18 protein-coding genes are annotated in these 24,578 nt (G+C 66.3%); 11 read left to right on the forward strand and 7 right to left on the reverse strand.

The window, feature by feature from the left end:
* Positions 1-277: 277 nt before the first annotated feature.
* Positions 278-970 carry an aspartate/glutamate racemase family protein gene (locus PCK14_RS18250; RefSeq protein WP_269939944.1) on the reverse strand — a complete coding sequence of 231 codons (693 nt, stop codon included), beginning with the start codon at positions 968-970 and terminating at the stop codon, positions 278-280.
* A 91-nt stretch (positions 971-1,061) separates the two neighbouring features.
* Between PCK14_RS18250 and PCK14_RS18255 the strand changes: the two genes are divergently transcribed.
* The 8 genes from PCK14_RS18255 to PCK14_RS18290 all read left to right on the forward strand — a co-directional run bounded on the left by PCK14_RS18255 (position 1,062) and on the right by PCK14_RS18290 (position 8,208).
* The gene (locus PCK14_RS18255; protein WP_269939945.1) at positions 1,062-1,868 is read left to right on the forward strand and encodes a carbon-nitrogen hydrolase family protein; all 807 of its coding nucleotides are present in this window, start codon (positions 1,062-1,064) and stop codon (positions 1,866-1,868) included.
* A 62-nt stretch (positions 1,869-1,930) separates the two neighbouring features.
* Positions 1,931-2,443, forward strand: coding sequence for an SUKH-4 family immunity protein (locus tag PCK14_RS18260; RefSeq protein ID WP_269939946.1), 513 nt, complete (start codon positions 1,931-1,933; stop codon positions 2,441-2,443).
* 102 nt (positions 2,444-2,545) lie between these two features.
* Positions 2,546-2,962 carry a CoA-binding protein gene (locus PCK14_RS18265; protein WP_269939947.1) on the forward strand — a complete coding sequence of 139 codons (417 nt, stop codon included), beginning with the start codon at positions 2,546-2,548 and terminating at the stop codon, positions 2,960-2,962.
* A 54-nt stretch (positions 2,963-3,016) separates the two neighbouring features.
* Positions 3,017-3,934: a polysaccharide deacetylase family protein gene (locus PCK14_RS18270; protein ID WP_269939948.1), complete on the forward strand. Its 918-nt coding sequence runs from the start codon at positions 3,017-3,019 to the stop codon at positions 3,932-3,934.
* Positions 3,935-3,958: 24 nt separating this feature from the next.
* Positions 3,959-4,519: a dihydrofolate reductase family protein gene (locus PCK14_RS18275; protein WP_269939949.1), complete on the forward strand. Its 561-nt coding sequence runs from the start codon at positions 3,959-3,961 to the stop codon at positions 4,517-4,519.
* A complete protein-coding gene (locus PCK14_RS18280) occupies positions 4,516-4,923 on the forward strand; it encodes an MmcQ/YjbR family DNA-binding protein (RefSeq protein WP_333474366.1) in 408 nt (135 codons plus the stop codon). The genes PCK14_RS18275 and PCK14_RS18280 overlap by 4 nt, the downstream gene beginning before the upstream one ends.
* Positions 4,907-5,479 (forward strand): DUF1990 family protein, encoded by a 573-nt coding sequence (locus PCK14_RS18285; RefSeq protein WP_269939950.1) that lies wholly within the window; start codon positions 4,907-4,909, stop codon positions 5,477-5,479. The genes PCK14_RS18280 and PCK14_RS18285 overlap by 17 nt, the downstream gene beginning before the upstream one ends.
* A 236-nt stretch (positions 5,480-5,715) precedes the next feature.
* Positions 5,716-8,208 (forward strand): GDSL-type esterase/lipase family protein, encoded by a 2,493-nt coding sequence (locus PCK14_RS18290; RefSeq protein ID WP_269939951.1) that lies wholly within the window; start codon positions 5,716-5,718, stop codon positions 8,206-8,208.
* A 111-nt stretch (positions 8,209-8,319) separates the two neighbouring features.
* Here the strand turns inward: PCK14_RS18290 and purL are convergent, their stop codons facing one another.
* From purL to purS, 3 genes are read right to left on the reverse strand one after another with little or no spacing between them, the layout of a single operon-like run.
* Positions 8,320-10,629 (reverse strand): phosphoribosylformylglycinamidine synthase subunit PurL, encoded by a 2,310-nt coding sequence (gene purL, locus PCK14_RS18295; protein WP_269939972.1) that lies wholly within the window; start codon positions 10,627-10,629, stop codon positions 8,320-8,322.
* Between the two features lie 9 nt (positions 10,630-10,638).
* Positions 10,639-11,391 (reverse strand): phosphoribosylformylglycinamidine synthase subunit PurQ, encoded by a 753-nt coding sequence (gene purQ / locus PCK14_RS18300; protein WP_269939952.1) that lies wholly within the window; start codon positions 11,389-11,391, stop codon positions 10,639-10,641.
* 2 nt (positions 11,392-11,393) lie between these two features.
* Positions 11,394-11,645, reverse strand: coding sequence for a phosphoribosylformylglycinamidine synthase subunit PurS (purS, locus tag PCK14_RS18305; protein ID WP_269939953.1), 252 nt, complete (start codon positions 11,643-11,645; stop codon positions 11,394-11,396).
* Positions 11,646-11,996: 351 nt separating this feature from the next.
* On the opposite strand from purS, the gene PCK14_RS18310 reads away from it, so the two are divergent.
* The 3 genes from PCK14_RS18310 to PCK14_RS18320 all read left to right on the forward strand — a co-directional run bounded on the left by PCK14_RS18310 (position 11,997) and on the right by PCK14_RS18320 (position 20,531).
* Positions 11,997-14,648 (forward strand): exo-alpha-sialidase, encoded by a 2,652-nt coding sequence (locus tag PCK14_RS18310; protein ID WP_269939954.1) that lies wholly within the window; start codon positions 11,997-11,999, stop codon positions 14,646-14,648.
* 264 nt (positions 14,649-14,912) lie between these two features.
* Positions 14,913-19,409, forward strand: a complete 4,497-nt coding sequence (locus PCK14_RS18315; RefSeq protein ID WP_269939955.1) for a DUF7507 domain-containing protein — start codon at positions 14,913-14,915, stop codon at positions 19,407-19,409.
* Between the two features lie 141 nt (positions 19,410-19,550).
* Entirely contained in the window at positions 19,551-20,531 is a 981-nt protein-coding gene (locus tag PCK14_RS18320) for a GDSL-type esterase/lipase family protein (protein ID WP_269939956.1), read from the forward strand.
* A gap of 103 nt (positions 20,532-20,634) precedes the next feature.
* On the opposite strand, the gene sucB is transcribed toward PCK14_RS18320, so the two are convergent.
* The 3 genes from sucB to PCK14_RS18335 are packed head-to-tail and all read right to left on the reverse strand — an operon-like array spanning position 20,635 to position 24,575.
* Positions 20,635-22,041: a 2-oxoglutarate dehydrogenase, E2 component, dihydrolipoamide succinyltransferase gene (gene sucB / locus PCK14_RS18325; RefSeq protein ID WP_269939957.1), complete on the reverse strand. Its 1,407-nt coding sequence runs from the start codon at positions 22,039-22,041 to the stop codon at positions 20,635-20,637.
* Positions 22,034-23,425: an allantoinase AllB gene (allB, locus tag PCK14_RS18330; protein ID WP_269939958.1), complete on the reverse strand. Its 1,392-nt coding sequence runs from the start codon at positions 23,423-23,425 to the stop codon at positions 22,034-22,036. The genes sucB and allB overlap by 8 nt, the downstream gene beginning before the upstream one ends.
* The gene (locus PCK14_RS18335; protein WP_269939959.1) at positions 23,418-24,575 is read right to left on the reverse strand and encodes a glycerate kinase; all 1,158 of its coding nucleotides are present in this window, start codon (positions 24,573-24,575) and stop codon (positions 23,418-23,420) included. The genes allB and PCK14_RS18335 overlap by 8 nt, the downstream gene beginning before the upstream one ends.
* Positions 24,576-24,578: the final 3 nt, after the last annotated feature.

The raw sequence follows: 24,578 nt of genomic DNA on the forward strand, positions 1-24,578 counted from the left end.
CACCAGCAACATCCAACGCACCCAAGCCCTTGACCCATGGCTCAACCACTACAACAATGAACGCATCCACACCAGCACCGGAACAACACCCATCAACCGAGTGTCACCAACGTGATGGCCAGGTACAACTAGTCCCCACGCCCGTCTAGTAAATCGCTGACGCGATTTACTAGACACCCGGGCGCGTGGGCCCAGCCACAGCCAGCCACAGCAACAAGGCGTGTTCGACGTCGGAACTTGGGTTCCGGCGTCGAACACGCCTTTTGTTTTGCCCGGCTCAGCTTTCCAGTGCCAGCCGAACCGCAGCCTCCGCGTGCAGCCGTGTGGTGGCGAAGACCGGCAAAGGGGTGGCGTCCTGGTCGATGAGCAGCTCGATCTCGGTGCAGCCCAGGATGACCCCCTCGGCGCCCCGGGCGGCGAGGTCCGCGATGACCGCCAGGAAGCTGGCCCGCGAGGCCTCGGAAACCACGCCCACCACGAGCTCCTCGTAGATGACCCGGTGCACCAGCGTGCGGGCGGCGGCGTCGGGAACCAGCACCTGCAGCCCGTGGCCGGCGATCCGGTCCCGGTAGAAGTCCTCCTCCATGGTGAAGGCGGTGCCGAGCAGCCCCACGGTCTTCAGCCCGGCGGCGGTGACGGCCTGCGCCGTGACATCGGCCAGGTGCACCAGCGGAATCGCCACGGCGTCCTCGATGGCGCCGGCCACCTTGTGCATCGTGTTGGTGCACAGCACAATCATGTCCGCACCCGCGGCCTCCAACCCCAGGGCCGCATCGGCCAGCAGGTCACCGGCCGCATCCCAACGGCCCGCGGCCTGGAGGGCCTCGACATCGGCAAAATCCAGCGAGGCCATGATGCAGCGGGCCGAATGCAGGCCGCCGCGCTGGTCCCGGACCAGCTCGTTGATGAGGCGGTAGTAGAGCGCCGAGCTTTCCCAGCTCATGCCGCCCAGCAGTCCAATCGTCTTCATGCTGGCATCGTACCGTGGGCCGCCATGGCCCGGCCGCCGCCGGGGCGGCTAGGCTGTATGGAAAGGCAAACCGGCGGAAGGATCCACGGCCATGAAAGTCAGTGTTGGACAATTCAACCCGGGCGGCGACGTTGCAGGGAACCTGGCCACGATGCGCCGGCTGGCACTGGCTGCCGAACAGGACGGCAGCAAGCTGGTGGTGTTCCCCGAGGAGGCAATGTTCTCCGTGGGCCGGGTGCAGGGGGACTTCACGGCGGCCGTCGATGCCCAGTGGACCACGTTCGTGAAGGGGCTGTCGCTGCTGGCCGCCGAGGTGGGCATCGCTGTGATCGCCGGAGGCTACGAGGCCAGCGGCGAAGCGCGGCCCTACAACACCGTGGTGGCCGTGGACGGCGACGGCGGCATCCTGGGAACCTACCGCAAGCTGCACCTCTACGACGCGTTCTCCTACCAGGAATCCACCCGGATCAAGCCCAGCGACAAGGGGGTCACGGTTGTGGAGATCGGCGGCTTCAAGGTGGGCATCATGACCTGCTACGACATCCGGTTCCCCGAACTGGCCCGGGCCCTGGCCGTGTCCGGGGTGGACCTGCTGAGTGTTTCGGCCGCCTGGTTCAAGGGTGAGCACAAGGTGGAGCATTGGGAGACGCTGCTGAAGGCCCGCGCCATTGAAAACACCTGCTGGGTGGCGGCCGCCGGGACCTCGAGCGGGCACTGCATTGGCCACTCTGCCGTGCTGGATCCCATGGGCATCCCCGCAGCATTCCTCAATGACGAGGACGAGGGCATCGCCACGGCGGACGTCACCCACCGGCGCATCGAGGAAGTCCGTGAGTTCCTGCCCGTGTTGCGCAACCGGCGCTTCGAGAGCAGCGCCGTGGTGGTTCCGGCCGGCTGAGATTCGCCGTTGACGTGCCCATCGGCGGTGGTTAGTGTCAAGGCTAAGGGCAGGAGGAAACCATGGACGACACCAGTATCTGGCAGGTGTTGGAAGCGATGTATCCGGTGGCATTGGAGGACGTGCCGCTGGACGGTGAATGGCTGAAACCGCCGTTTGCCGACGACCCGGACGGACGGGCCATCGTGTGCAACGACGGGGACTACCAGTTCGTGGTGGTCAACCGAAAAAACGGCGCCGTGCTCTACGTCTGCGAAGGCGAGGAGACCCTGATTGCCTCGTCCCTGGAGACCCTACCGGCCATTGTCGCCGCCTGGGCCTCCATTGACCGGGACACCGTGGGACCTGAGGACGACGAGGACTTCTCCGCCGTCAAGAAGACGTTCCAGCAGCAACTGCAGTCCATCGACCCGCCCGCGGCCGCCGCCAACGAGTTCTGGTCCCTTTACACCGATGAGCTCACCAGCGATGACTACACCGACATCGACGACGAGCCGGAGGAAGAGGAAGAACCCGAAAGCGACTCAGGCGACAACGAACGGCCCGGCATCGACGAATCCTTCGTGGACGCCTGACCCCACCGCCCGGACCGGGCGTACGCGACACATTAGATTTGCCGCGTGTAACTGCCGCAGGTCGAGGAGAGGTTGGGCGCCTTCGGCCGCTAGGCTCGAATCATGGCACACATCAATGACCCGCAAGTGATCCGGCGGCTGCTCACAACACCAGGCCGCTGGGCCGTGGTGGGGCTGTCCAACAACCCGCTCCGCCCCGCAGTGGGTGTCTCCCTGTTCCTCCAGCAGCACCTGGGCCAGGAGATCATCCCGGTCAGCCTGAAGGGCGACGACGTGCACGGCGCCAAGGGCTACACAGCGCTTGCCGACGTCCCCGGGGCCATCGACGTGGTGGACTGCTTTGTGAACTCCGGCAAGGTGGGTGCCGTGGTTGACCAGGCCATTGCCGTCGGAGCCAAGGCCGTCTGGCTGCAGCTCGGCGTTGTCGACGAGGCCGCCGCACAACGGGCCGCGGATGCAGGCCTCGACGTGGTCATGGACACCTGCCCCAAAATCGAAGCGGCAATGCTGGGCCTTTAGGCCCCAACCACCGCCAGAAGCTTCAAGCCCGGAAGAGAACACATGCCCCGCCACATGCACCAACCACGCCGCCTCGGACGCTGGGTTGGCCCGCTCGTCACCGTGCTGGCCGTCGCCCTTGTCGCGACGGGCATCTGGTGGTTCACCAGCACATTGCCGGACAATGGCGGCACCGCCAACCCTCCGGCCACCGCGCCCAGTTCAGCCGCGGCCAGCGTCACGCCGTCCGGCGTCTCCACGGAGGGCCCAACGGCAAGTGCCACGGCGAGCCCCAGTGACGTTCCGGCGTCGTCCGCCCCCAGCACAGCGCCGGCCACCAACCCGGCCACCGGGCGCGTGGACACCCTGGGCGGGCTGGTGCCGGACTACGTGCTGCCGCCCATCGTGGACGGGCTGGCGCCGGTGTTGACCAAAGTCCCCACGGAGCAAAAAGTGGTGTTCCTGACCATCGACGACGGCGCCGTGAAGCGGGACTCGGACCTGGCCCTGCTGGAAGCGAACGGGATCAAGGCCTCGCTGTTCCTTGCCAACAACTTTGTGGCCGGCGACCCGCGGTTCTACAAGAAATACACGGCCGCCGGGCACCTCATTGAGAACCACACCATGAGCCACAACCTGGGTTTCATCAACCTCAGCTACGAGGATCAAAAGGCCGAGATCTGCGGCATGGCCGACTTTGAGGAGCAGCAGTACGGGCGGCGCCCCGTGTTCTTCCGGCCGCCGGGCGGACCCTACACGCTGGCAACGCGGCAGGCAGTGGCAGCGTGCGGGCTGAAGGCGATCGTGGACTGGGAGACCAAGGCAAATGCCGGGAACATGGACTACCAGGTGGGTGCCGGTCTGCGCCCCGGGGACATTGTGCTGATGCACTTCCGCCCCGAATTCCCGCAGGACCTAGCCGCATTCATGGCGGCGCAGAAGGCTGCCGGGCTCAAGGTGGTGCTGCTGGAGGATTACCTCGCCACAAAGTAGGCGCCAACAGGTAGCGTTGATGCCATGACGCGCATTGTTTACTACACGGCATCAACGCTCAACGGCTACCTGGCGGACCAGCATGATTCCCTGGAATGGCTGTTTGCCGTCCAGGGCACTGACGGGCCGGACATCGCCGCGTTCATGGACACCATGGGCGTCTTTGTTGAGGGTTCCTCCACCTATGAGTGGGTGCTCAAGCACGAGAACCTTCTCGCGGAGCCGGCCAAGTGGCAGCAGTATTACGGCAACAAGCCCACCTACGTGTTCACCTCGCGGACGCTTCCCGTGCCCGACGGCGCCGACGTGCGCTTAGTCAACGGGCCCGTGGCGGACGTGCTGGAGGAGATCAAGGCAGCCTCGGGAGACCTGGACGTGTGGGTTGTGGGCGGCGGCGAGCTCGCCGGTCAATTCCTGGACCTGGGCGCCCTGGATGAACTCGTTGTCACCTTTGCCCCGGCCACGCTCACGGGCGGTGCGGCGCTGCTGCCGCGCAATGTCGGCTCGGACCGCCTGACGCTGCGCACCGCCGAGCAGCGCGGCCAGTTCGCCATGCTCACGTACGACGTCGGGCCGCTGAAGTGAGCCTTGGCGCAGCAGCCCTGCGTGCAGCAGCGCTGGCCATGCCCGGAGCCTACGAGGACTACCCCTTCGGGCCGGAAACGGCAGTCTTCAAGGTCAAGGCGCCCAGCGGCGGCGGCTCGGAACGGGCCGGGAAGGTGTTTGCGCTGGGCAACCTAGACGCCGCGCCCCTGGCCATCAGCCTCAAGTGCGATCCCGAGCTGGCTCCCGCGCTGCGCGCCGCCAACCCCGGCATCATCGCCGGCTACCACTTGAACAAGCGGCACTGGAACACCGTTGACACCTCCGTGGTGGACGGGGAGGTGGTGCTGGAAATGCTGGAAGATTCATACGACCTCGTGGTGGCCGGGCTGCCCAAAAAACAACAAATTGCATTGGAGTGGAGCGCACATGCCGCCAAGGGATAGCCGGCTGGACTACCCCCACCTTGGGTTCACTGCACTGGCGGCACACAAGTCGCCGGCCGCCGTCGACTGGCCCGCGGGATTCGCCCATGTGGACAAAACCACGGCCGTGGGCAGCGGAGCGGCCGCGTTTGCCGCCCTGGCCGAGGGCATCATGACGTGGGAGATTCAGCGCCGTTCCGGCCTGCAGGTCAAGGCCCCGGCCCGGGCCGCCGTGGGTGCCCGGATCACGAGCGGTTTCGGCGTCGGCAACTTGCGACTGCCGGTGCCGTGTGAGGTTGTTTGGGCCATGGAGCCGCAGACTGCCGAAGGGCCCGACGGCGTCGAGGTCACCATGGCGGGCTTCGGCTACGGCACCCTGCCCGGACACCCGGCACTCGGCGAGGAGGCATTCATCGCCATGCTCACGCCCGACGGCGCCGTCCACTTCCGGCTTTTGGCGTTCAGCAAGCCGGCGGGGCTGATCTTCGCGCTGGGTTCGCCCGTCACCCGGCTGACCCAGGCGGGCGTCACCCGCTCCTACCAGCAGGCCGCCCGCAACCTGACGGGCGGGTTCTAGGACCCGGCAATTTCGGTGCCCGGGACGCCAGCCAGCCTGGTGCCCCGGGCGCTTTTGTGCGCCCTGAAATGTCCAGCAGGGCCGCTTCCGGGTTTGGCCGGAGAACTGCGTAATAATCGGTGGGACGTGGGACATCCGACGGTGGGATGGATAACATAACTCTCGTCCCGTGATCCGCATCACGCACGAACAGGAGTGCCGGCAGCGGATCGATTTTCCCACTTGAGGAGCAATTGATGCGCAAAATGTCCGTGGCCCTGGCGGTTTCGGCCCTGGCACTTTCCGGGGCGGTGGTTCTTCCAGCGGGGATCCAGGGCGTGGAGGCGGCAACGCCCCCGGCAACGGTTGCCCCCGGAGCCTATTCGTTGACCAATGCGTCAACCGCCAAGAACCTCCACGTCAACGGGGTCTCAATTGCCGCTGGCGCCAAGATTGTGGAGGACGCCCCGAGGGGCACCGCCGGGCAGTCCTGGTGGGTGGCGCAAACTGCTCCGGGCGTCTACAAGCTCAGCAGCAACAACAGCGGCCTTTGCCTGCAGGATGCCGCAACGGCTGGGGCTGCCCTGACACAGGAGACGTGTGCGGAAACGCCCGCCCAGCGATGGCGGCTGACCGCGGCGGCCGAGGGCTACACCTTGGTCAACATTGCTTCCGGGCGTGCCGCCGACGTGGGGGATGCGGCGTCCACCGACATTGTCTCCATCGCGCCCGGGGATTCTGCGTCCCAGCGCTGGACCCTTGCAAAGAACAACGTCACCCGTGTCACCGCCTGGGGAACTGCGCTGACCGACGGCGGCCCTGCCCTGACCGACAAGACCATCCGCATGGTGGTCCGCCCCAACCTGGCCGGCAATGCCCAGCGAATCACCCTGTCCAATCGTTTTGGCACCACGCCCCTGGTGGTCGGATCGGCCACTGTGGGCTACCAGGGCAGCGGGCTCAGCGCCACCTCGGCACCGTCGGCGTTCAAGTTTGGCGGAGCCACCACAGTCACCATCCCCGCGGGCGGCGAAGTGGTCAGTGACGCCTTGAACGTGCCCGTGAAGACCGACACCAACTTGCTGGTCAGCGTGTTTGTTTCGGGCACCATCCCGGTCTCCACTTATCACAACCTCGGAAGCGTCACCAATGGCATTGCCGACGGCAACCACGCAGCAGACACCGCCAATTCCAGCTTTACCCAGGGTGCATCGCAGTTCTTCTTCCTCAAGGGCATCGACGTCATCTCGGCCAACGCCAAGGGCTCCATGGTTGCCCTGGGCGACTCCATTACGGATGGCTACGGGTCAACCACCAACGGCTTCAACAACTGGCCGGCGCAGCTCGCCGACAAGATCAATGCCAGGGATTCATCGATCGCCATGGTCAACGCCGGCATCAGCTCCAACCGTGTGACCTTTGAGGCCGGCGGCGCCAAGAACCGCGGCATGGCCGCCACCACCCGCTTTGCCTACGACGTCGCCGCAGTCCCGGGTGTGACAAGCGTGTTCCTCTTCGAGGGCATCAATGACATTCCCGACGGCGCCAGCAGCGACCGCATCATCGACGGCTACAAGAACATCATTGCCCAGGCACGTGCTGCCGGGCTGAAGATTTACGGCGCCACCATGACGCCCACGAAGGGCACTTCGTCCTTCAACGCCGCCCGTGAACTGGTGCGAACCACAGCCAACAACTGGATCATGACCAGCGGGGAGTTCGACGGCGTGGTGGACTTCTCGGCGGCAGTTGCCGACCCTGCCGACCCTGAACGCATTCTTCCTGCCTTTGACAGCGGGGACAGGATCCACCTGAATCCCGCCGGCTACGCGGCATTGTCCAGGGCTGCCGACGTTGCGCCGTTCACCCAGGTCTTCGCCCCACAGCTCAGCGGACCCGCCGAAGCCGTCACTGCCGGCACCCCTGCCCTTGTCCTGGGCACCGCCTTTGCGGGCGGCGAGAACGTCAGCATCACGGGGGATTGCCTGGCGGTTCCCGCCACTGCCAAGGCCAACGCCGCCGGCATCTTCGCAGCCAAGCTAAACGTTAAGGCCAACTGCCCTGCCGGCAATGCAACAGCCACAGCAACCGGGGCCATTTCCAAGACGCCTGCCACGGTGACCTTCGCCGTCGCGGCTGCCCCGACTGTTGAGCCCACTGTGGAGCCCACGGTTGAGCCCACGGTTGAGCCCACGGTTGCGCCAACAGTGGCTCCGACAGTTGAGCCCACGGTGGCGCCCACTCTTGAACCGACATCTTCTGCGACCGCGGAGCCCACGGTGCAGCCGACCGCAAGCGCGGACGGCAAGCCGGCGGGAACTTTGGGTACGGCCATTGTGTCCGTTGGGGGCGAGCTGACCATGGCTGGCCACAACTTCAAGCCTGGCACCACGGCCACGTTCACCCTCCACTCGGATCCGGTCGTCCTGGGGCAGGCTGTGGTCAAGGCTGACGGCACGGTGACGCTGACCGCCAAGCTGCCCAGCAATGTTCCGGCGGGCCTGCACACGGTGGTCATCTCGGGCACGGGCACCAACGGACAGGCTGCTGGAGTCAGCCTGGCGCTGGAAGTCAAGGCCACAGCGGGCACCGTTCCCGCCAGCACCGGAGCGGCAACACCTGCTGCGGCAAACGACGGTGATCTGGCATCCACCGGTGCTTCCACCGCACCGCTCCTGGTGGGCGGGCTGGCCCTGCTGCTGGCAGGGGCGGTTGTAGTAGCCGGCCGTCGCCAGGGCAGCCGGGTCTAGGGGACCACCAGTCCACTGATTCGACGTCCTCGAGTTCACGAAAAAGACCCCGGCCGCCTCGCAATGAGGCGACCGGGGTCTTGCAGTTCGGGCGGGACCGCCCGGAAGGTGTTAGCCGAAGTACTTCGGCAGCGTGCCCTCGTGTGCTTCGCGGAGTTCATCCAGCGAGGCGGTGAACACGCCCTGGATGTCCAGTGCGGAATCGGCTGCGTCAACAACACCAATGCGGGCCACCGGGAAGTTCCGGGCGGTGCACATGTCGTTGAAGCGGACCTCTTCGCTGCGCGGGACGGAGACGATTGCGCGTCCCTGCGTCTCGGAGAACAGCTGCGTGAAGGTGTCCACGCCGTCGCGGGCGGCAACCTCGTCCAGTGCCACGCGGGCACCGGTGTTGAAGCGCAGCGCCGACTCAACCAGGGCTGCCGCGAGGCCGCCTTCGGAGAGGTCGTGCGCGGAGTCGATCATGCCGTCGCGTGAAGCGTTGATCAGGATCGCACCCAGTTCACGCTCGCGCTCCAGGTCAACCTTCGGCGGCAGGCCACCCAGATGTCCGCGCATGTTGGACCATTCGGACCCGTCCAGCTCGGCGGCCGTGGTGCCCAGCAGGTAGATGGCCTGGCCATCCTCGGCCCAGCCCGACGGCGTGCGGCGCGCGACGTCGTCGAACTTGCCCAACACTGCCACAACGGGGGTGGGGTGGATGGGGGTGGTGCCCGTCTGGTTGTACAGCGAGACGTTGCCGCCAGTGACCGGGATGCCCAGAACCATGCAGGCGTCCGACAGGCCGCGGATGGACTCGGCCAGCTGCCACATGACATCCGGGTCCTCGGGGGAACCGAAGTTCAGGCAGTCGGAGACGGCCATCGGGATTGCGCCCGAGGTGGCCACGTTGCGGTAGGCCTCGGCCAGGGCCAGCTGGGCGCCGTGGTACGGGTCCAGGAAGGTGTAGCGGCCGTTGGCGTCGGTGGCCAGGGCAACGCCCAGGCCGGTTTCCTCGTCAACGCGGATCACGCCGGAATCATCCGGGAACGCCATGGCGGTGTTGCCACCAACGTAGCGGTCGTACTGGTTGGTGATCCAGTCCTTCGAGCACATGTTGGGGGAGGCGATGAGTTCCAGCACGGCGGCCTTGAGCTCCTCCGGGGTGGAGGGGCGGCCGGCGTCCTGGACCGAACTGGTGAAGGTGTCGGCCTGCAGCGCGTCCTGCCATTCGGGGCGGGCGTACGGTCGGTCGTAGACCGGGCCGTCGTGTGCCACGGTGCGCGGGTCGACGTCGACAATGACTTCGCCTTCCCACGTGATGATCAGGCGGCCGGTGTCGGTGACCTCGCCGAGCCAGGAGTACTCCACGGCCCACTTCTCCATGACGGCCTCGAACGCGGCAATGTTCTCCGGCGTCACAACGGCCATCATGCGTTCCTGCGACTCGGACATGAGGATCTCGCCCGGGGTCAGCGTGGGGTCGCGCAGCAGCACGCTGGTCAGCTCGACCTGCATGCCGCCGTCGCCGTTGGAGGCCAGCTCACTCGTGGCGCAGGAGATGCCTGCCGCGCCGAGGTCCTGGATGCCCTCAACGAGGGAGCCCTTGAACAGCTCGAGGCAGCACTCGATGAGCACCTTCTCGGCGAAGGGGTCGCCCACCTGAACGGCGGGGCGCTTGGACGGCTTGGTGTCGTCGAAGGACTCGGAGGCCAGCACCGAGGCGCCGCCAATGCCGTCGCCGCCGGTGCGTGCACCGAACAGGACAACCTTGTTGCCCTTGCCCGAGGCGTTGGCCAGGCGGATGTCCTCGTGGCGCATGACGCCAACAGCCAGGGCGTTGACCAGCGGGTTGCCCTGGTAGATGGAGTCAAACACCATTTCTCCGCCGATGTTCGGCAGGCCCAGCGAGTTGCCGTAGCCGCCAATGCCGGCAACCGCGCCGTGCATGACGCGGGCGGTGTCGGGGTGGTCAATGGCACCGAAGCGCAGCGGATCCATGACGGCCACGGGGCGTGCGCCCATGGAGATGATGTCGCGGACAATGCCGCCAATGCCCGTTGCGGCACCCTGGTAGGGCTCCACGAACGACGGCGAGTTGTGCGACTCGATCTTGAACGTCACGGCCCAGCCGTCGCCCAGGTTGGTGACGCCGGCGTTTTCGCCGATGCCAACCAGCATGTCCTTCTTCATTTCCTCGGTGACCTTGGCGCCGAACTGGCGCAGGTGGTTCTTGGAGGACTTGTAGGAGCAGTGCTCGCTCCACATGACGGAGTACATGGCCAGTTCCGCGCCGGTGGGGCGGCGGCCCAGGACCTTCACGACGTCGTCGAACTCGTTTTGCTTCAGGCCAAGCTCGGCCCAGGGGAGCTCAACGTCGGGGGTCACTGCGGCGTTGGCCACGGTGTCGATGTTGAACTTCTTCGTGGTGTCGGCGGAGATCTCGCTCATTTATTTGCCTCCAAGAAGCGTGTTCAGGGCAGAGGTGAAGAAGCCCAGTCCGTCGGTGCCGGTGTGGCCGGGGCCGTAGCCGGCCTCCACGGCGTGTTCGGGGTGCGGCATGAGGCCCACGACGTTGCCCGCGGCGTTGGAAATGCCGGCAATGTCGCGGCGTGATCCGTTGGGGTTGAAGCCCACGTAGCGGAAGACAACGCGGTTTTCGGCCTCAAGGGCGTCAAGGGTCTTCTCGTCGGCGATGTACTGGCCATCCTGGTTCTTCAGGGGAACCGTGATGTCCTGGCCGGCCGTGTAGGCGTTGGTCCAGGCAGTGGTGTTGTTCTCCACGCGCAGGACCTGGTCGCGGCACAGGAACTTCAGGTGGTCGTTCTTGATCATGGAGCCGGGGAGCAGGTGCGCCTCGGTCAGGATCTGGAAGCCGTTGCAGATGCCCAGGACAGGCAGCTTTGCCTCGGAGTTCGCGGCATCCACGATCTTGCCCATGAGCGGGGCGAAGCGGGAGATGGCGCCGGCGCGCAGGTAGTCGCCGTAGGAGAAGCCGCCGGGGATGATGACGGCGTCGACGTCGGCCAGCTCGGTGTCTGCGTGCCAAAGGTCCACCGCGGTGGCGCCGGCAAGGCGGACGGCGCGGCTTGCGTCGCGGTCATCGAGGGTGCCCGGGAAGGTGACAACGCCGATGCGGGCTCCGGCCAAACGGGAGTCAACGGGGGCCGGGGCGGCCCCGCCAATCAAGGGGGTTTCACTCATGGCTAGTCCGCCACAACTTCAACGTTGACAACGTCTTCGATGACGGGGTTGGAGAGCATGGTTTCGGCTGCTTCGCGGGCCTGGGCCAGGATCTCGTCGGTCACCTCGCCGTCCACGGTCAGTTCAAAGCGCTTGCCCTGGCGGACAGCGGAGAAGGCGTTGAAGCCCAGACGGGGGAGCGCGCCAACGATGGCCTTCCCCTGCGGGTCCAGAATTTCGGGCTTGAGCATGACGTCGACAACGATCCGGGGCATCGAAGGATCTCCTGGTGATTAAGAGGGGTGTGGCCGCGGAGGTGCCGTCTTACGCTGTCTTGTGGCCAGGGGAATTCCGCCTGAAAACCGCTAAGGGTAGCGCTCCGCGAGCTTGCCATTCCATTCTACGCAGTCAATGCAAACTGTGGAATTTCAGTGGCGCACATCGCATTTGGCCCGGGGGAGTGTTCGATCCTAGCCGCCATGGCGGGGCGGCGCAAAGTCGTTTAGTGACGAGGCGCACGCTACGGTTGTGGGATGTTCCATGTCTGATGAATCACAATCATGCGTGGTGCATTTCATGAACATGGCGACAGCCACGCGGCCAACGAAGGCCGCCGAAAGGACCAAATGAAATCCACCGACACCCAACGCCGATGGAAGAAGCCCCGGACGGCAATCGCCGCCGGAGCCCTTGCCGCAACGCTTTTGACAACCATGATCGCCCCCGCCATGGCGGAGGGCGAATCCGCCCCCGCAGTCGAGGGAAGCTACGCCGAACAGGTGCTGGCCAAGAATGGCGACAACGCCATTGACCCCGTGCTGGGCGCCAACTACCGCATCCCCGCCCTGGCCCACCTGGGCAACGGCATTGTCCTGGCCTCCTACGACGGCCGGCCCTACGGCGGCGACTCGCCCCAGCCCAACTCCATCCTCCAGCGACGCAGCACCGACAACGGCAAGACCTGGGGCGCCCCCACCTACGTGGCACGCGGCCAGATGCCCGCCGCCGACAAGCTGGTCTACGGCTTCAGCGACCCCAGCTACGTTGTCGATGAGGTCACCGGGGATGTCTTCAACTTCTTCGTCTACTCCAAGGACGTCAGCTTCCAGGCCGGCGCCTTCGGCAACGACGACGCGGACCGCAAAATCACCAGCGCCGCCGTCGCCGTCTCACGGGACAAGGGCCTGAGCTGGTCCATGGACCCGGCCCATATGCCCGTTCTCCCGCCGGTTGACTACGCCGCAGATTCTGAATTTGCCAGCTTCGACGGCCCGCTCATCACCGACGTGGTCAAGCCCGTGGGCGACTCCGCCAACGTGGGCGGCATCCAGGGCGTCTTCGCGGCGTCCGGTGCCGGCATCCAGCTCAAGTACGGTGCGCACAAGGGCCGCCTGGTCCAGCAGTACACCGGCAAGGTCAAGCAGGCCAGCGGAGCCATTGAGTACCAGGCCTACAGTGTCTTCTCCGATGACCACGGCAAAACCTGGCAGCGCGGCGCATTCGTTGGCACCGGCATGGACGAGAACAAGACCGTTGAACTCTCCAACGGCGACGTCATGCTCAACTCCCGCGCCAGCAGCGGCGGCAACGGCGGCCGCAAGATCGCCATCTCCAAGGACGGCGGCGCAACGTACGGCCCCGTCACGGTGGACACGCGCCTGAGCGACCCCGTCAACAACGCCTCCATTGCACGCATGTACCCCAACGCGGCACAGGGCTCCGACGAGGCCAAGATGCTGCTCTTCTCCAACGCCAACAGCACTTCCGGGCGCCAGAACGGCACCGTCCGCTACTCCTGCGACGACGGCGCCACCTGGAGCGCGGGCAGGCAGTTCAAGGCCGGCGCCATGAGCTACTCCACGCTCGCGCCCCTGGGCGACGGCACCTTCGGCGTCTTCTATGAGGGCGACAACAACACCATGACATTCGGCAAGTTCAACGCCGAATGGCTCGCCATCGAGTGCGGCGTCGAGCTCACCGCCAAGGCCGTCACGGGCGCCAACGGCGCAACCGTGCAGGCCGAACTGACCCTTGTCAACGGCAGCGAGAAGGCCATCACCGGCGCCAAGGCATCCTTCGCCGCCCAGAACGCCTGGACCTTCGGCACTGCGGCATTTGCCGACGTCGCCGTGGGCTCCTCGGCCACCGTCACCGTCCCGCTGACCATCCCCGCCAGCGCCAAGGCCGGAAACTACCAGGTCACCGCCAAGGTCAACTACGGCACCAGTGAATTCAGTGCAGTGGTTCCCGTGACCGTCACCGGCGGCGCCGCACCGACCATCGGCCTGGGCGTTGTTGGCTCGCGCACGGACAAGGGCCGCGACCTGGCCGCCACCCCCTACACGGTTGGCGAAAAGCTCCCATACCAGTTCGCCGTCACGAGCCTGAGCAACGTCACCTCCAACGTTGCACCGGTCTCCGGCAACTTCGATCCGTTCCTGCCCCCGGCCGGCGGCAACTGCCGCTGGAACAACCTGTCCATGTGGGCCAACTACACCTGTGGCACGCCCCGCCACGCAGTCACCTCCGACGAACTGGCCCACGGCTTCTTCGTGCCCCTGACCACCTGGTCGGCCGCCGCCACGGGCATGGAAACCAAGACGTTCACCTTCACGGGCGAGGAAGTTGACCTGTTGGTCCGCAACCCCGAACTGTCGGCAAGCTCCACGGCTGTGTGGAACGACCTCGACGGCAACGGCCTGGCCGAGGCCGGCGACACCGTCACCACCACTGTCACCGCCACCAACTCCGGCAACGTGACCCTGACCGGCGTCGCCGGACTGGGCGCTGAGCACGGCACCTTGGCCGTTGGTGCCTCCGCCACGTTCACCGAAACCCGTGAACTGACCGCGGCGGAACTCGCCGCAGGTGCTGTGGCGGAACGTTCCGTGGCGCTTGCTGCGGCCAACGGTGCGAAGGATGCCTCCAAGGGCGTCGCGGTCCAGGCGGTCGAGCTGCCCGTGGTCACGGCCAAGCCTGACTTCGAGCCGTCCGTCCAGCGCGAAAACTTCAAGGGCCAGGCCCCTGTCGAGCTGGGCCTGAACGCCGGCAAGTACAGCGTCGGTGACGCTGTCACGGTCAAGAACCTGCCGGCCAACGAGTGGGCCTACGTTCACCTGAACCAGCACGGCGCACGCATCGGCTGGTTCCTGGCCGACGCGCAGGGCACCATCACCTTCGAGGTTCCCGCGGGGACCAAGAACGGCAAGGACACCCTTGTTGTCTCGGGCCAGGACGGCGCGTTCATCTCCTTTGGCACCTTCCACGTAACGCCCTAGCTGCACCCTGCGTCCAACGCTTGAACGAACAATAGGGAGTGCATCCACCACGTGTGGGTGCACTCCCTTTTTCGTGTTCCGGGACGACGTGCCCCTGCGGGTTCGTAGCAATCGAAAATATTGGCGGCGGCACTGGTGCTTGTGATCCATAACACGCTAATGTGGCGTAGGTCATCCTACGTCCGCTCTCCAGTGGCCCAGGGTGCAGATCTTCTACGCAATTTCGAATTTGCAGGCCCTTCTGGGGTCGCGCGGAAGGAACCGATGAAATCCACCGAAAAGGTGCGCCGCCCCAAGGGCAGGCATGTGGCCGTCACCGCAGGTGTTCTGGCTGCCGGACTTCTCACCAGCATGATGGCCCCGGCGTTTGCCCAGGATGCAGTGCCTGCACCCCTCGCCGCCGGCGGCAGCTACGCCGAGCAGGTCCTCGCCACTCCCGGCGACAAGGCCACAGTCCCCAACCAGGCCTGGTACCGCATTCCTGCGCTGGCAGATTTGGGTGGCGGCGTGGTCCTGGCTGCCTATGACGGCCGTCCCGACGGCGGTGACTCGCCGTCCCCGAACTCCATCGTCCAGCGTCGCAGCATTGACGGCGGCAAGACCTGGGGAGCACCCACCTTCGTGGCCCGCGGCCAGGTGGGCTCCCGCGGAGTCCTGCAGTACGGCTTCAGCGACCCCAGCTACGTTGTGGACAAGGTCACCGGCAATGTCTTTGCCTTCTTTGTCTACTCCAAGGACCAGGGCTTCCACGGCAGCACATTTTCCAGCGACGACGCCGACCGCCAGATGGTCAGTGCCGCCGTCGCCGTTTCCACCGACAAGGGCCTGACCTGGTCAATGGACCCGGGCAACATGCCCACCCTTCCGGTCGCCCCCAATTATGCGGCAGGCTCCAAGTACGCAGGCTTTGACGGCCCGCTGGTCTCCGACGTGGCCAAGCCCGCCGGAGGCGCCAACAACATTGGCGGCGTGGCTGGCCTGTTCGCCGCCTCCGGTGAAGGCATCCAGCTGCAGTACGGCGAACACAAGGGCCGCCTCATCCAGCAGTTCACCGGCAAGGTCAAGCAGGCTGACGGCTCCACGCCGTTCCAGTCCTACAGCGTGTACTCCGACGACCACGGCAAGACGTGGCAGCGCGGCGCATTTGTGGGCACGGGGATGGATGAGAACAAGACTGTTGAGCTGTCCAACGGCGACGTCATGATGAACTCCCGCGCCAGCAGCGGCGGAAACGGCGGCCGCAAGGTGGCCATCTCCAAGGACGGCGGCCAGACGTACGGCCCGGTCACCATCAACACCGAGCTGCGCGACCCCGTCAACAACGCCTCCATTGCACGCATGTACCCGAACGCTGTCCAGGGCTCGGCTGAAGCGAAGATCCTGCTGTTCTCCAATGCAAACGCCACCACGCGCTCCAACGGCACCATCCGGTACTCCTGCGACGACGGGGCCACCTGGAGCGCAGGTAAGCAGTTCAAGGACGGCTACATGGCCTACTCCACAGTGACTGCGCTCAGCGACGGCACGTTCGGCCTGCTCTACGAGGGCAACAGCAACGCCATCACCTTTGGCAAGTTCGACGCCGACTGGCTGGGTGTGGACTGCATCGGCACCATGAACGCCGCACTTGCCGCGGCCAACGTCTCCGGCGCCAACGGCGCCACCGTGGACGTTCCGCTGACAGTGACCAACAACGGCTCAGGCGCCCTTTCCGGCGCGGTGGCTTCCTTCACGGGCAAGCCCGGCTGGACGTTCGCCCCTGTAGTGGTGCCGAACGTGGCACCCGGTGCCACCGCGACCATCAATGTGCCGGTCACCATCCCGGCCACCCTCAAGGCCGGCAACGTCACGCTCCAGGCAACGCTGGCCCAGGGCACGCAAAAGGTGACAGCCAACGCCGTCGTCGCCGTAACTGGCGGTGCAACCGCAAACGTTGCAGCCCTGGAGGTCTCAGGTTTCCTGCGGGCACCCGTGCGTGACATTGCGACATCCCCCTACGCCGTGGGCGACAAGGTCGGCTACGACTTCCGCGTGGACAACGTTGGCAACATTGCCGTCGAAGTTCGCCCCACCAAGGGCAACTTCCAGCCGCTGCGCCGCGTGTCCGAAGGCGGAACCTCGGACTCAGGCAACTGTGGCTACGGATCCGTTGCCGTGGGCACCGGGTACACCTGCACCACGGCCCAGCACACTGTTGCCGATGGTGAACTGGCCGACGGTTTCTTTGTTCCGGCCACCGAGTGGCGCGCCACGGGCAGTGGGCTCACCTCCTTCACGCCCGTCACCGGCGCCGAGGTGGACCTGCTGGTCCGCAAGCCGTCCCTCTCCGCCACCCACACGGGTGCCGCACTGGTGGACGTTGATTCCAGCGGCTTCGCCACGGTGGGTGACACCATCAGCTACACCTCTGTCATCACCAACACCGGCAACGTCCGCCTCGCCGACGTCACCGTCGCCGGCCAGCCCGCTTTTGAATTGGCCGCCGGTGAAGGCAAGACCATCACCTCCGTCTACACACTGACTGCGGCAGACGTTGCGGCCAACAAGGTGGTCAAGGGCCTGAGCGTCACCGCCAGGAATGGTGCCAAGCTTGCGGGAGCCTCCGTTTCCGCAGCCCCTGTGGCAGCCTGCTCGGACGCGCTGTGCGGCCAGGCGCCGCCCATGGCCAACCTGATCCCGCAGAACCAGCTCAGCATTGCCTCGGTGTCCTCCGAGGAACTGACCGGCGAGACCGCCCCGAGTGGTCCCGCGGCAGCACTGCTGGACGGGGACTACAACACCTTCTGGCACAGCAAGTGGTCCGGGACCGCCGGCGCCTACCCCTTCTCCGTGGTCTTCGACCTGGGCAAGGGCTATTCGGTGACCGGCCTTGAATACACCCAGCGCCAGAATGCCGCCAACGGCAAGATGAAAGACTACGAAATCTTCGTCTCCAACAGCCCCACAGAATTTGGCGAAAAGGTCTCCAGCGGCGCGTTTGCGGACAGCAAGGACCCGCAGCGCATCGCCATCGCCGGCAACAAGGCTGGCCGCTACGTCAAGCTCGTTGGCTTGAACGGCATCGCCAACAACGCCTTTGGCGGCGGCTCCGAGGTCAACATCGGCGGACTCCCCGTCACCGCGGGCACCGCAACTGTTTCCGCATCGCCCGGGTCGGTTGAGGCCGGCAAGGACATCAGCGTCACCCTGGGCGGCTTCGCTGCCAACACGGCGGTGGCTCTTTCCCTGGACGGCGGCATTTCCCTCGGCAGCGCCACCACGGATGCCGCCGGAAACGCCACGAAGAGCGTCACGGTTCCTGCCGGAACCGCTGCCAAGAGCTACGCGCTCACGGCCACTGCGGGCGCTCAACGTGCCACGGCGACCCTCGTGGTCTCTGCCCCTGCCCCCGTGCTCGGCGCCACCATCAAGGGGTCGCGGGCGGATGCAGCAAAGGACCTGGCCACCAGCCCGTACGCGGTTGGCGAGCAACTGCCGTACAACTTTGTTGTCAAGAGCACCTCCAATGCCATCTCCACCATCTACCCGACAGCCGGCGAATTTGCCGGATTCAACATCGACGGGACGCCAAACTGCCGTTACCGCAACGTTCCGGCCCTTGGGGGATACACCTGCACCACGGCCAAGCGCGTAGTTACGGCCGACGACGTTGCCAACGGCTACTTTGTTCCCGTCACCAAGTGGAGCGCTGAAGCAAGCGGCTCGGCAACCGTCAACTACACCATCACCGGTGACGAAGTTGACGTCTTGGTGCGCAAGCCGTCGCTGGCCGTGGCGGTCGCTGCGGGCGTCCTTGAGGACAAGGATTCCAGCGGCTTTGCCAGTGTCGGGGATGTTGTCAGCTTCCCCGTGACGGTGAAGAACGACGGCAATGTAGCCCTGACCGCGGTTTCGGTTCCGGGAGTTGCTGGCGCGGCAACGACCCTGGCTGCCGGTGCCAGCACCAGCGGCACCGTCAAGCACACCGTTGTGGCCGCAGACCTGGCAGCCGCCAAGGTGGACGGCCCGGCTGTGGCCGCGGCAGCAAAGAATGGTGTGAAGGATGTTGCCAAGACGGGGTCCGGTGCTGCTTTTGCATTGACCCTGGCGCCGGAGCCCACTCCTTCTGCCACACCGTCTGCAACGGCCACCCCCACCACGGAGCCCACCACGGAGCCCACCGTCGGGCCGACGACTGAACCGACAGCCACCCCGACGGTTCAGCCCACAGTTGAGCCGACCACGGAGCCGACGACGGAACCCACTGTGGAACCGACTTCAACCCAGGAGCCGACGGTGGCACCGACCACTGCCGCCCCGGGCAAGCCGTCAGCATCGCTCGAAGACGCCTCGGTAGTGTCCGGCGGTGAGCTGGTCATCACGGGCAAGAACTTCAAGCCTGGCACCACGGCCACGTTCACGCTGCACTCGGACCCTGTGGTCCTGGGCTCGGCTGTGGTCGGCGCCGACGGTTCCGTGTCCCTGACCGTGAAGGTTCCTGCAGGTGTTCCTGCCGGTGCGCACACCGTGGTCATCTCGGGCACGGGCACTGATGGTGCGCCCATTGAGGCCAGCATCGCGGTGAAGATTGCCGCGGCCGGCAGCTCAGCACCCGCCACCCCTGCCGGCAGCTCTGCTGCAACCACGGCATCGGCCGGCAACGGCGACCTCGCCAACACCGGATTCGGGGCCATGCCGCTGGGCATTGCCGGCGGACTCCTGGTCTTGTTTGGTGCCTTGTTCGCAGTGCGCCGCAGCTCCGCACGGGGCGCCCGCCACTAACCTGGAAGGCACCCAACAGGACACAGAGGCGGGGCCCGGAAGCGCATCATGCGCACCGGGCCCCGCTTTTTCAAACCCGTGAACGGCCCGGCCCGCCAACGGCCGGCCAGGGGTACCCCCAATTCTCGATAGGATCAAACCATGGTTTCAGTTGTTGCGCAGTGGTCCGGAATGTACTCAATCCAGCGCGACGGCGAGGGCATGCAGGTTTTCGCCCGGCTGGACCCCACCGGCTACCTGCCACCCTTCACCGACCTGCTCGCCAACCGAGCCGCCATGGCCGCCGGAATCCGCACCGGCTGGCGCACTGCCGGGGGCACGCTGACCATTGCGGGCCACGGCGCCGCCGACTGTGCCCCCTACGACGTCGTGGTCAATGGAACGCGCACCCATCGGCTCCCCGCCATCGGTTCCCACCGCCACGAGGTGGTGCTGGAGGGGCTGGGGGACGACTCACTTGTGGAGCTGTGGCTGCCCCACTTTGGCGACTTCCGCCTGCAGGAGGCCACGTTCGACGGCGAATCCGTCGCCATTGCGCGCCCCGGGGGACCGCGTTGGATCACCTACGGCAGCTCCATTACCCACTGCCAGCAGGCCGACGGCCCGACGCAGACGTGGCCCGCGCTGGTCGCCGCGGACAATGGCTGGCAGCTGACGTGCCTGGGCCTGGCGGGCGAATGCCAACTGGACCCGCTGGCCGCCAGCACCATTGCGCAGACCCCGGCGGACCTCATATCGCTGTGCGTGGGCATCAACAGCTACAACGCTGCCGCGTTTTCCGAACGCACGTATGCAATTGCGGTTCAGGGATTCATCAACACCGTGCGGCGCGCCCACCCGGACACGCCCATCGCCGTCATTACGCCCGTGCTGTCGCTACCGCGGGAAAGCAAGCCAAATGCGGTGGGCTGGACGCTGGCGGACTACCGAAAGGCAACGGCCGATGTGGTTGCAGCCCTGCAGGATGCCGGGGATGCGCGCCTGCACCTGATCGACGGTGCCACGGTGCTGACGGAGCAGGAGGCGCTTGACCGCCTGCCCGACACACTTCACCCCGACACCGCCGGCTACGCCATCATGGCCGAGCGGTTGTCGCCCCTGCTTGCGGCTGCCCTTCTCTAATACTGTCCCCAGCGCAGCAATGGCCGGTTTTCCCGGAACCCTTTCGCACCGAGTGCGACAGCGTTCCGGAAAAACCGACCATAAGTGATGCGGCGTCGGGGTGTTACAGGCCGAGTTCCGCCTCGAAGGCACCTGCCGAGAGCCGTGCCGAGACCGTCTGCAGGAAGCGGCCGGCATCGGCGCCGTCCACCAGGCGGTGGTCGTAGGTCAGGCACAGGTACATCATGTGGCGGATGGCAATCACGTCTTCGCCGTCAGCGCCGGCAACCACCATGGGCCGCTTGACGATGGCGCCAACGCCCAGGATTCCCACCTGGGGCTGGTTGATGATGGGCGTGTCAAAGAGCGCGCCGACCGAACCAATGTTGGTGATGGAGAACGTGCCGCCATTGAGCTCCTCGGCCTTGATGGAGCCGTTGCGCGTGCGCGCAGCCACGTCGGCAATCCCTGAGGCCAGGCCGGCAAGGTTCAGCGACCCCGCATCGCGCACCACAGGAACCATGAGCCCCTTCGGTGCGTCCACGGCAAAGGCGAGGTGCTCCGCGCCGTGGTACGTGATGTTGCCGGCCGCCTCATCGAATTCGGCGTTGAGCATGGGGTGGGCCTTCAGCGCCTCGGCCACTGCCTGGGCAATGAACGGCAGGAACGTCAGCTTCACGCCATGAACCGCCGCGAACTGGCCCTTGGTCCGTTCCCGCAGCCGCACGATCGCCGTCACGTCCACCTCGTGCACCTGCGTCAGCTGGGTGGAGGTGTTCAGCGATTCACGCATACGGGAGGCAATCACTGCACGGATCCGCGGCGCCTTCACCACTGTTCCCCGAAGTGTGGCCGGTGCCGGGGCAGCAGCCTTTGCGGGGGCCGGAACGGCCACAACAGCCGTAGACGGGGTTGCAACAGTTGAAGCGGCTGCCTTCCTGACATCGTCGCCGCGGACCCGTCCGCCGACGCCGGTTCCCGCCACGGTGGCCAGGTCAACCTTGTGCTGGCGGGCGAGCCTGCGCACGAGGGGAGTGAAGTAGAGGCCGGGGGACTTGGTCTCCGCCACCGGCGGAGCCGGGGTTTCCGTAGGCGACGTCAGGGAGGCCGAGGCCGCTTGCGGCCGATTGGCCGGAAAGTCGCCGAGGGAATCCCGGTCCGCCGGGGGTGCGACTGCCGCCGCCGGGGTCTCGCTCCCCAGCGGCTCCCCCTGCTCGCCAGCTCGCAGCGGGTCCCTCGCCGCCGTGGCCCCAAGCTCGACCACCGTTGGGGTCTCGACGGGCACGACCGCCGACTCAGACCCGATGATGGCCAGGACAGCGCCGATCTCCGCGATCTGGTCCTCGGCCACCTCGATGCTTTGCAGGATGCCGGCGAAGGGTGAGGGGATCTCAGTGTCCACCTTGTCGGTGGACACCTCCACGAGCGGTTCGTCGATGGCGACGAGCTCGCCCACGGCCTTCAGCCAGCGGGTGACGGTGCCTTCCGTGACGCTTTCGCCCAGGGCAGGAAGCAGTACGGAATCAGGCATTGACCGGCCGATCCACAGTGATCTCGCCGCGGCGCAGGAGCTTGCCGGTGGGCGTCTGGAAATCGACTTCCTGACCGCGCAGGAAGGTGCGGCGGACAACGCCGGACAGTGCCCGGCCGTCGTAAGGCGTGATGGGGTTCTTGTGCTTGAGCTTGGTGACGTCAACAACGAAGGCGTCGTCGGCGGCAAACACGGCGAAGTCGGCGTCGTAGCCCGGTGCCAGCTTGCCCTTCTTGTGCAGGCCAACCAGCTCTGCCGGGGCGGTGGACATCCACTTGATGACCTGCTCCAGGGCGATGCCGCGGTGGCGGGCCTCGGACCAGATGAGCGACAAGCCAAGCTGCAGCGAGGAAACGCCGCCCCAGGCCACGGCGAAGTCGCCGTTTTCCAGGTCCTTCAAGTCCAGGGTGCTGGGGGAGTGGTCGGTGACGATGCAGTCGATGGTGCCGTCCTGGAGTCCCTCCCACAGCTTCTCGCGGTTGGAGGCCTCGCGGATGGGCGGGCAGCACTTGTAGGCGGTTCCGCCGTCGGGGATTTCCTCGGCCATGAGCGTGAGGTAGTGCGGGCACGTTTCCACTGTCAGGCGGACACCGTCGCGGCGGGCACTGGCGATCATGGGCAGCGCGTCGGAGGAGCTCAGGTGCAGGATGTGGGCGCGTGCCCCCGTCCAGCGGGCCCTTTCAATGACCTCGGCGATGGCAAGGTTCTCGGCGCCGCGGGGGCGCGAGGCCAGGAACTTGTCGTAATGGTCGCCTGCCGCGGTGGGGGCGCGGTCAATGGCGCGCGAATCCTCGGCGTGGACAATCATGATCGAGTCGAAGGACTTCAGCTCGGCCATGTCGGCTTCCATCTCGTCCGCATCGAGCGGCGGGAACTCATCCACGCCCGAGTGGAGCAGGAAGCACTTGAAGCCGAACACGCCGTCGTCGTGCAGGGGGCGCAGGTCAGCCTTGTTGCCGGGGATGGCACCGCCCCAGAATCCGACGTCGACGAAGGCCTGGTCAAGCGCGACGCTGCGCTTCAACTCAAGGGCTGCAACGTTGGTGGTGGCCGGGATGCTGTTCAGGGGCATGTCGATGACGGTGGTCACGCCGCCGGCCGCGGCGGCGCGGGTGGCGGAGGCAAAGCCCTCCCAGTCCGTGCGGCCGGGCTCGTTGATGTGCACGTGGCTGTCCACCAGGCCGGGGATGAGCGTCTCGTCGTCGGCGAGCTCAATGACCTTGTGTCCCTGGAGGTTGTTGCCAAGCGGCTCAAGGGCAATGACGACGCCGTCACGGACGCCCACTTCGCGCGGCACAATGCCGGCGGTGGTGAGCACGCGCTGGCCGCGGAAGACGAGGTCAAAAATGCCGCCGTGGGGGGCGTTTTCTTCTGTGCTAGACATGGGAAATCTCCTTTTCTTGGCCGCTGCGGGCCAGGTCCGAGCCAATTGCGGCACCGATCCGGGCGAGCAGGGTACCGGCGTTCTTCATGCAAAGGCTGGTGTCGGGTTCAATATCTGTCAAGGCGTGCGTGCCGGCAAAGCCGGCACCGGCCAGTGTTTCGGCGTCCAGGGTGGTGCGTCCGCAGACGGCAACAACGGCAACCCCTGCGGCGCGGGCAGCGGCGCCCACGCCCATGGGGGCCTTGCCGAAGAGGCTTTGCTCGTCGAGGCTGCCTTCGCCGGTGATGACCAGGCTGGCTCCGGGGAGGCGTTCGGCCAGGCCGGTCAGGCCCAGCACCACGTCAATGCCTGAGCGCCGCTTTGCGCTCAGCACGGCCAGGGCCGCATAGCCGGTGCCGCCGGCTGCACCGGCGCCGGGGGCGTCAATCGCGTCCACGGCGGCGGTGCCGAGGGCGTTGGCCATGATCCTGAAGTACCGCTCCAATGCGTTTTCCAGGTGGGCCACGTGTTCCGGGGTTGCACCCTTCTGGGGGCCAAAGATGGCTGCTGCACCTTCGGGGCCCAGCAGCGGGTTGTCCACGTCGCTGGCCAGGGTGAAGGTGACCCCGCCCAGGCGCTTGTCCAGGCCGGTGACGTCAATGTTTGTGACGGTGGCGAGGGCTCCGCCGCCGGGCGGCAGGTGCTTGCCGGCAGCGTCCTTGAACGTGACGCCCAGGGCTGCGAGCATTCCTGCGCCGCCGTCGGTGGAGGCGCTGCCGCCCACACCGAGCACAATGTCGGTGCAGCCGTGGTCCAGTGCGGCACTGACCAGCTGGCCCGTGCCGTAGGTGGAGGCTGCGAGCGGGGCCAGGCGGCCGTCCGGCAGGACGGCCAGCCCGGAGGCCGACGCCATCTCGATGACGGCGACCTCCCCCCGGACGGCGAACTCGGCCTGTACGGCCTCGCCGGTGGGGCCCTGCACCGACGCCTGAACCCGGGTGAAACCGGCGGCGACGACGGCGTCGATGGTGCCCTCACCACCGTCGGCCACGGGCATCAGCTCAATGTCCAGGCCGGGGTAGGAAGAGCGCAGGCCTTCCGCCAGGTGCCGGGCCACCTCGGGGGCCGAGAGCGACCCCTTGAACTTGTCCGGTGCGAGGATGACCCGCATCTT

It is taken from the genome of Arthrobacter sp. HY1533, from assembly GCF_027568515.1.
GTDB lineage: Bacteria > Actinomycetota > Actinomycetes > Actinomycetales > Micrococcaceae > Specibacter.

Coding starts and splice junctions, on each gene's coding strand:
- PCK14_RS18250 (WP_269939944.1), bottom strand. CDS start 970: ATGAAGACGATTGGACTGCTGGGCGGCATGAGCTGGGAAAGCTCGGCG.
- PCK14_RS18255 (WP_269939945.1), top strand. CDS start 1,062: ATGAAAGTCAGTGTTGGACAATTCAACCCGGGCGGCGACGTTGCAGGG.
- PCK14_RS18260 (WP_269939946.1), top strand. CDS start 1,931: ATGGACGACACCAGTATCTGGCAGGTGTTGGAAGCGATGTATCCGGTG.
- PCK14_RS18265 (WP_269939947.1), top strand. CDS start 2,546: ATGGCACACATCAATGACCCGCAAGTGATCCGGCGGCTGCTCACAACA.
- PCK14_RS18270 (WP_269939948.1), top strand. CDS start 3,017: ATGCACCAACCACGCCGCCTCGGACGCTGGGTTGGCCCGCTCGTCACC.
- PCK14_RS18275 (WP_269939949.1), top strand. CDS start 3,959: ATGACGCGCATTGTTTACTACACGGCATCAACGCTCAACGGCTACCTG.
- PCK14_RS18285 (WP_269939950.1), top strand. CDS start 4,907: ATGCCGCCAAGGGATAGCCGGCTGGACTACCCCCACCTTGGGTTCACT.
- PCK14_RS18290 (WP_269939951.1), top strand. CDS start 5,716: ATGCGCAAAATGTCCGTGGCCCTGGCGGTTTCGGCCCTGGCACTTTCC.
- purQ (WP_269939952.1), bottom strand. CDS start 11,391: ATGAGTGAAACCCCCTTGATTGGCGGGGCCGCCCCGGCCCCCGTTGAC.
- purS (WP_269939953.1), bottom strand. CDS start 11,645: ATGCCCCGGATCGTTGTCGACGTCATGCTCAAGCCCGAAATTCTGGAC.
- PCK14_RS18310 (WP_269939954.1), top strand. CDS start 11,997: ATGAAATCCACCGACACCCAACGCCGATGGAAGAAGCCCCGGACGGCA.
- PCK14_RS18315 (WP_269939955.1), top strand. CDS start 14,913: ATGAAATCCACCGAAAAGGTGCGCCGCCCCAAGGGCAGGCATGTGGCC.
- PCK14_RS18320 (WP_269939956.1), top strand. CDS start 19,551: ATGGTTTCAGTTGTTGCGCAGTGGTCCGGAATGTACTCAATCCAGCGC.
- sucB (WP_269939957.1), bottom strand. CDS start 22,041: ATGCCTGATTCCGTACTGCTTCCTGCCCTGGGCGAAAGCGTCACGGAA.
- allB (WP_269939958.1), bottom strand. CDS start 23,425: ATGTCTAGCACAGAAGAAAACGCCCCCCACGGCGGCATTTTTGACCTC.
- PCK14_RS18335 (WP_269939959.1), bottom strand. CDS start 24,575: ATGCGGGTCATCCTCGCACCGGACAAGTTCAAGGGGTCGCTCTCGGCC.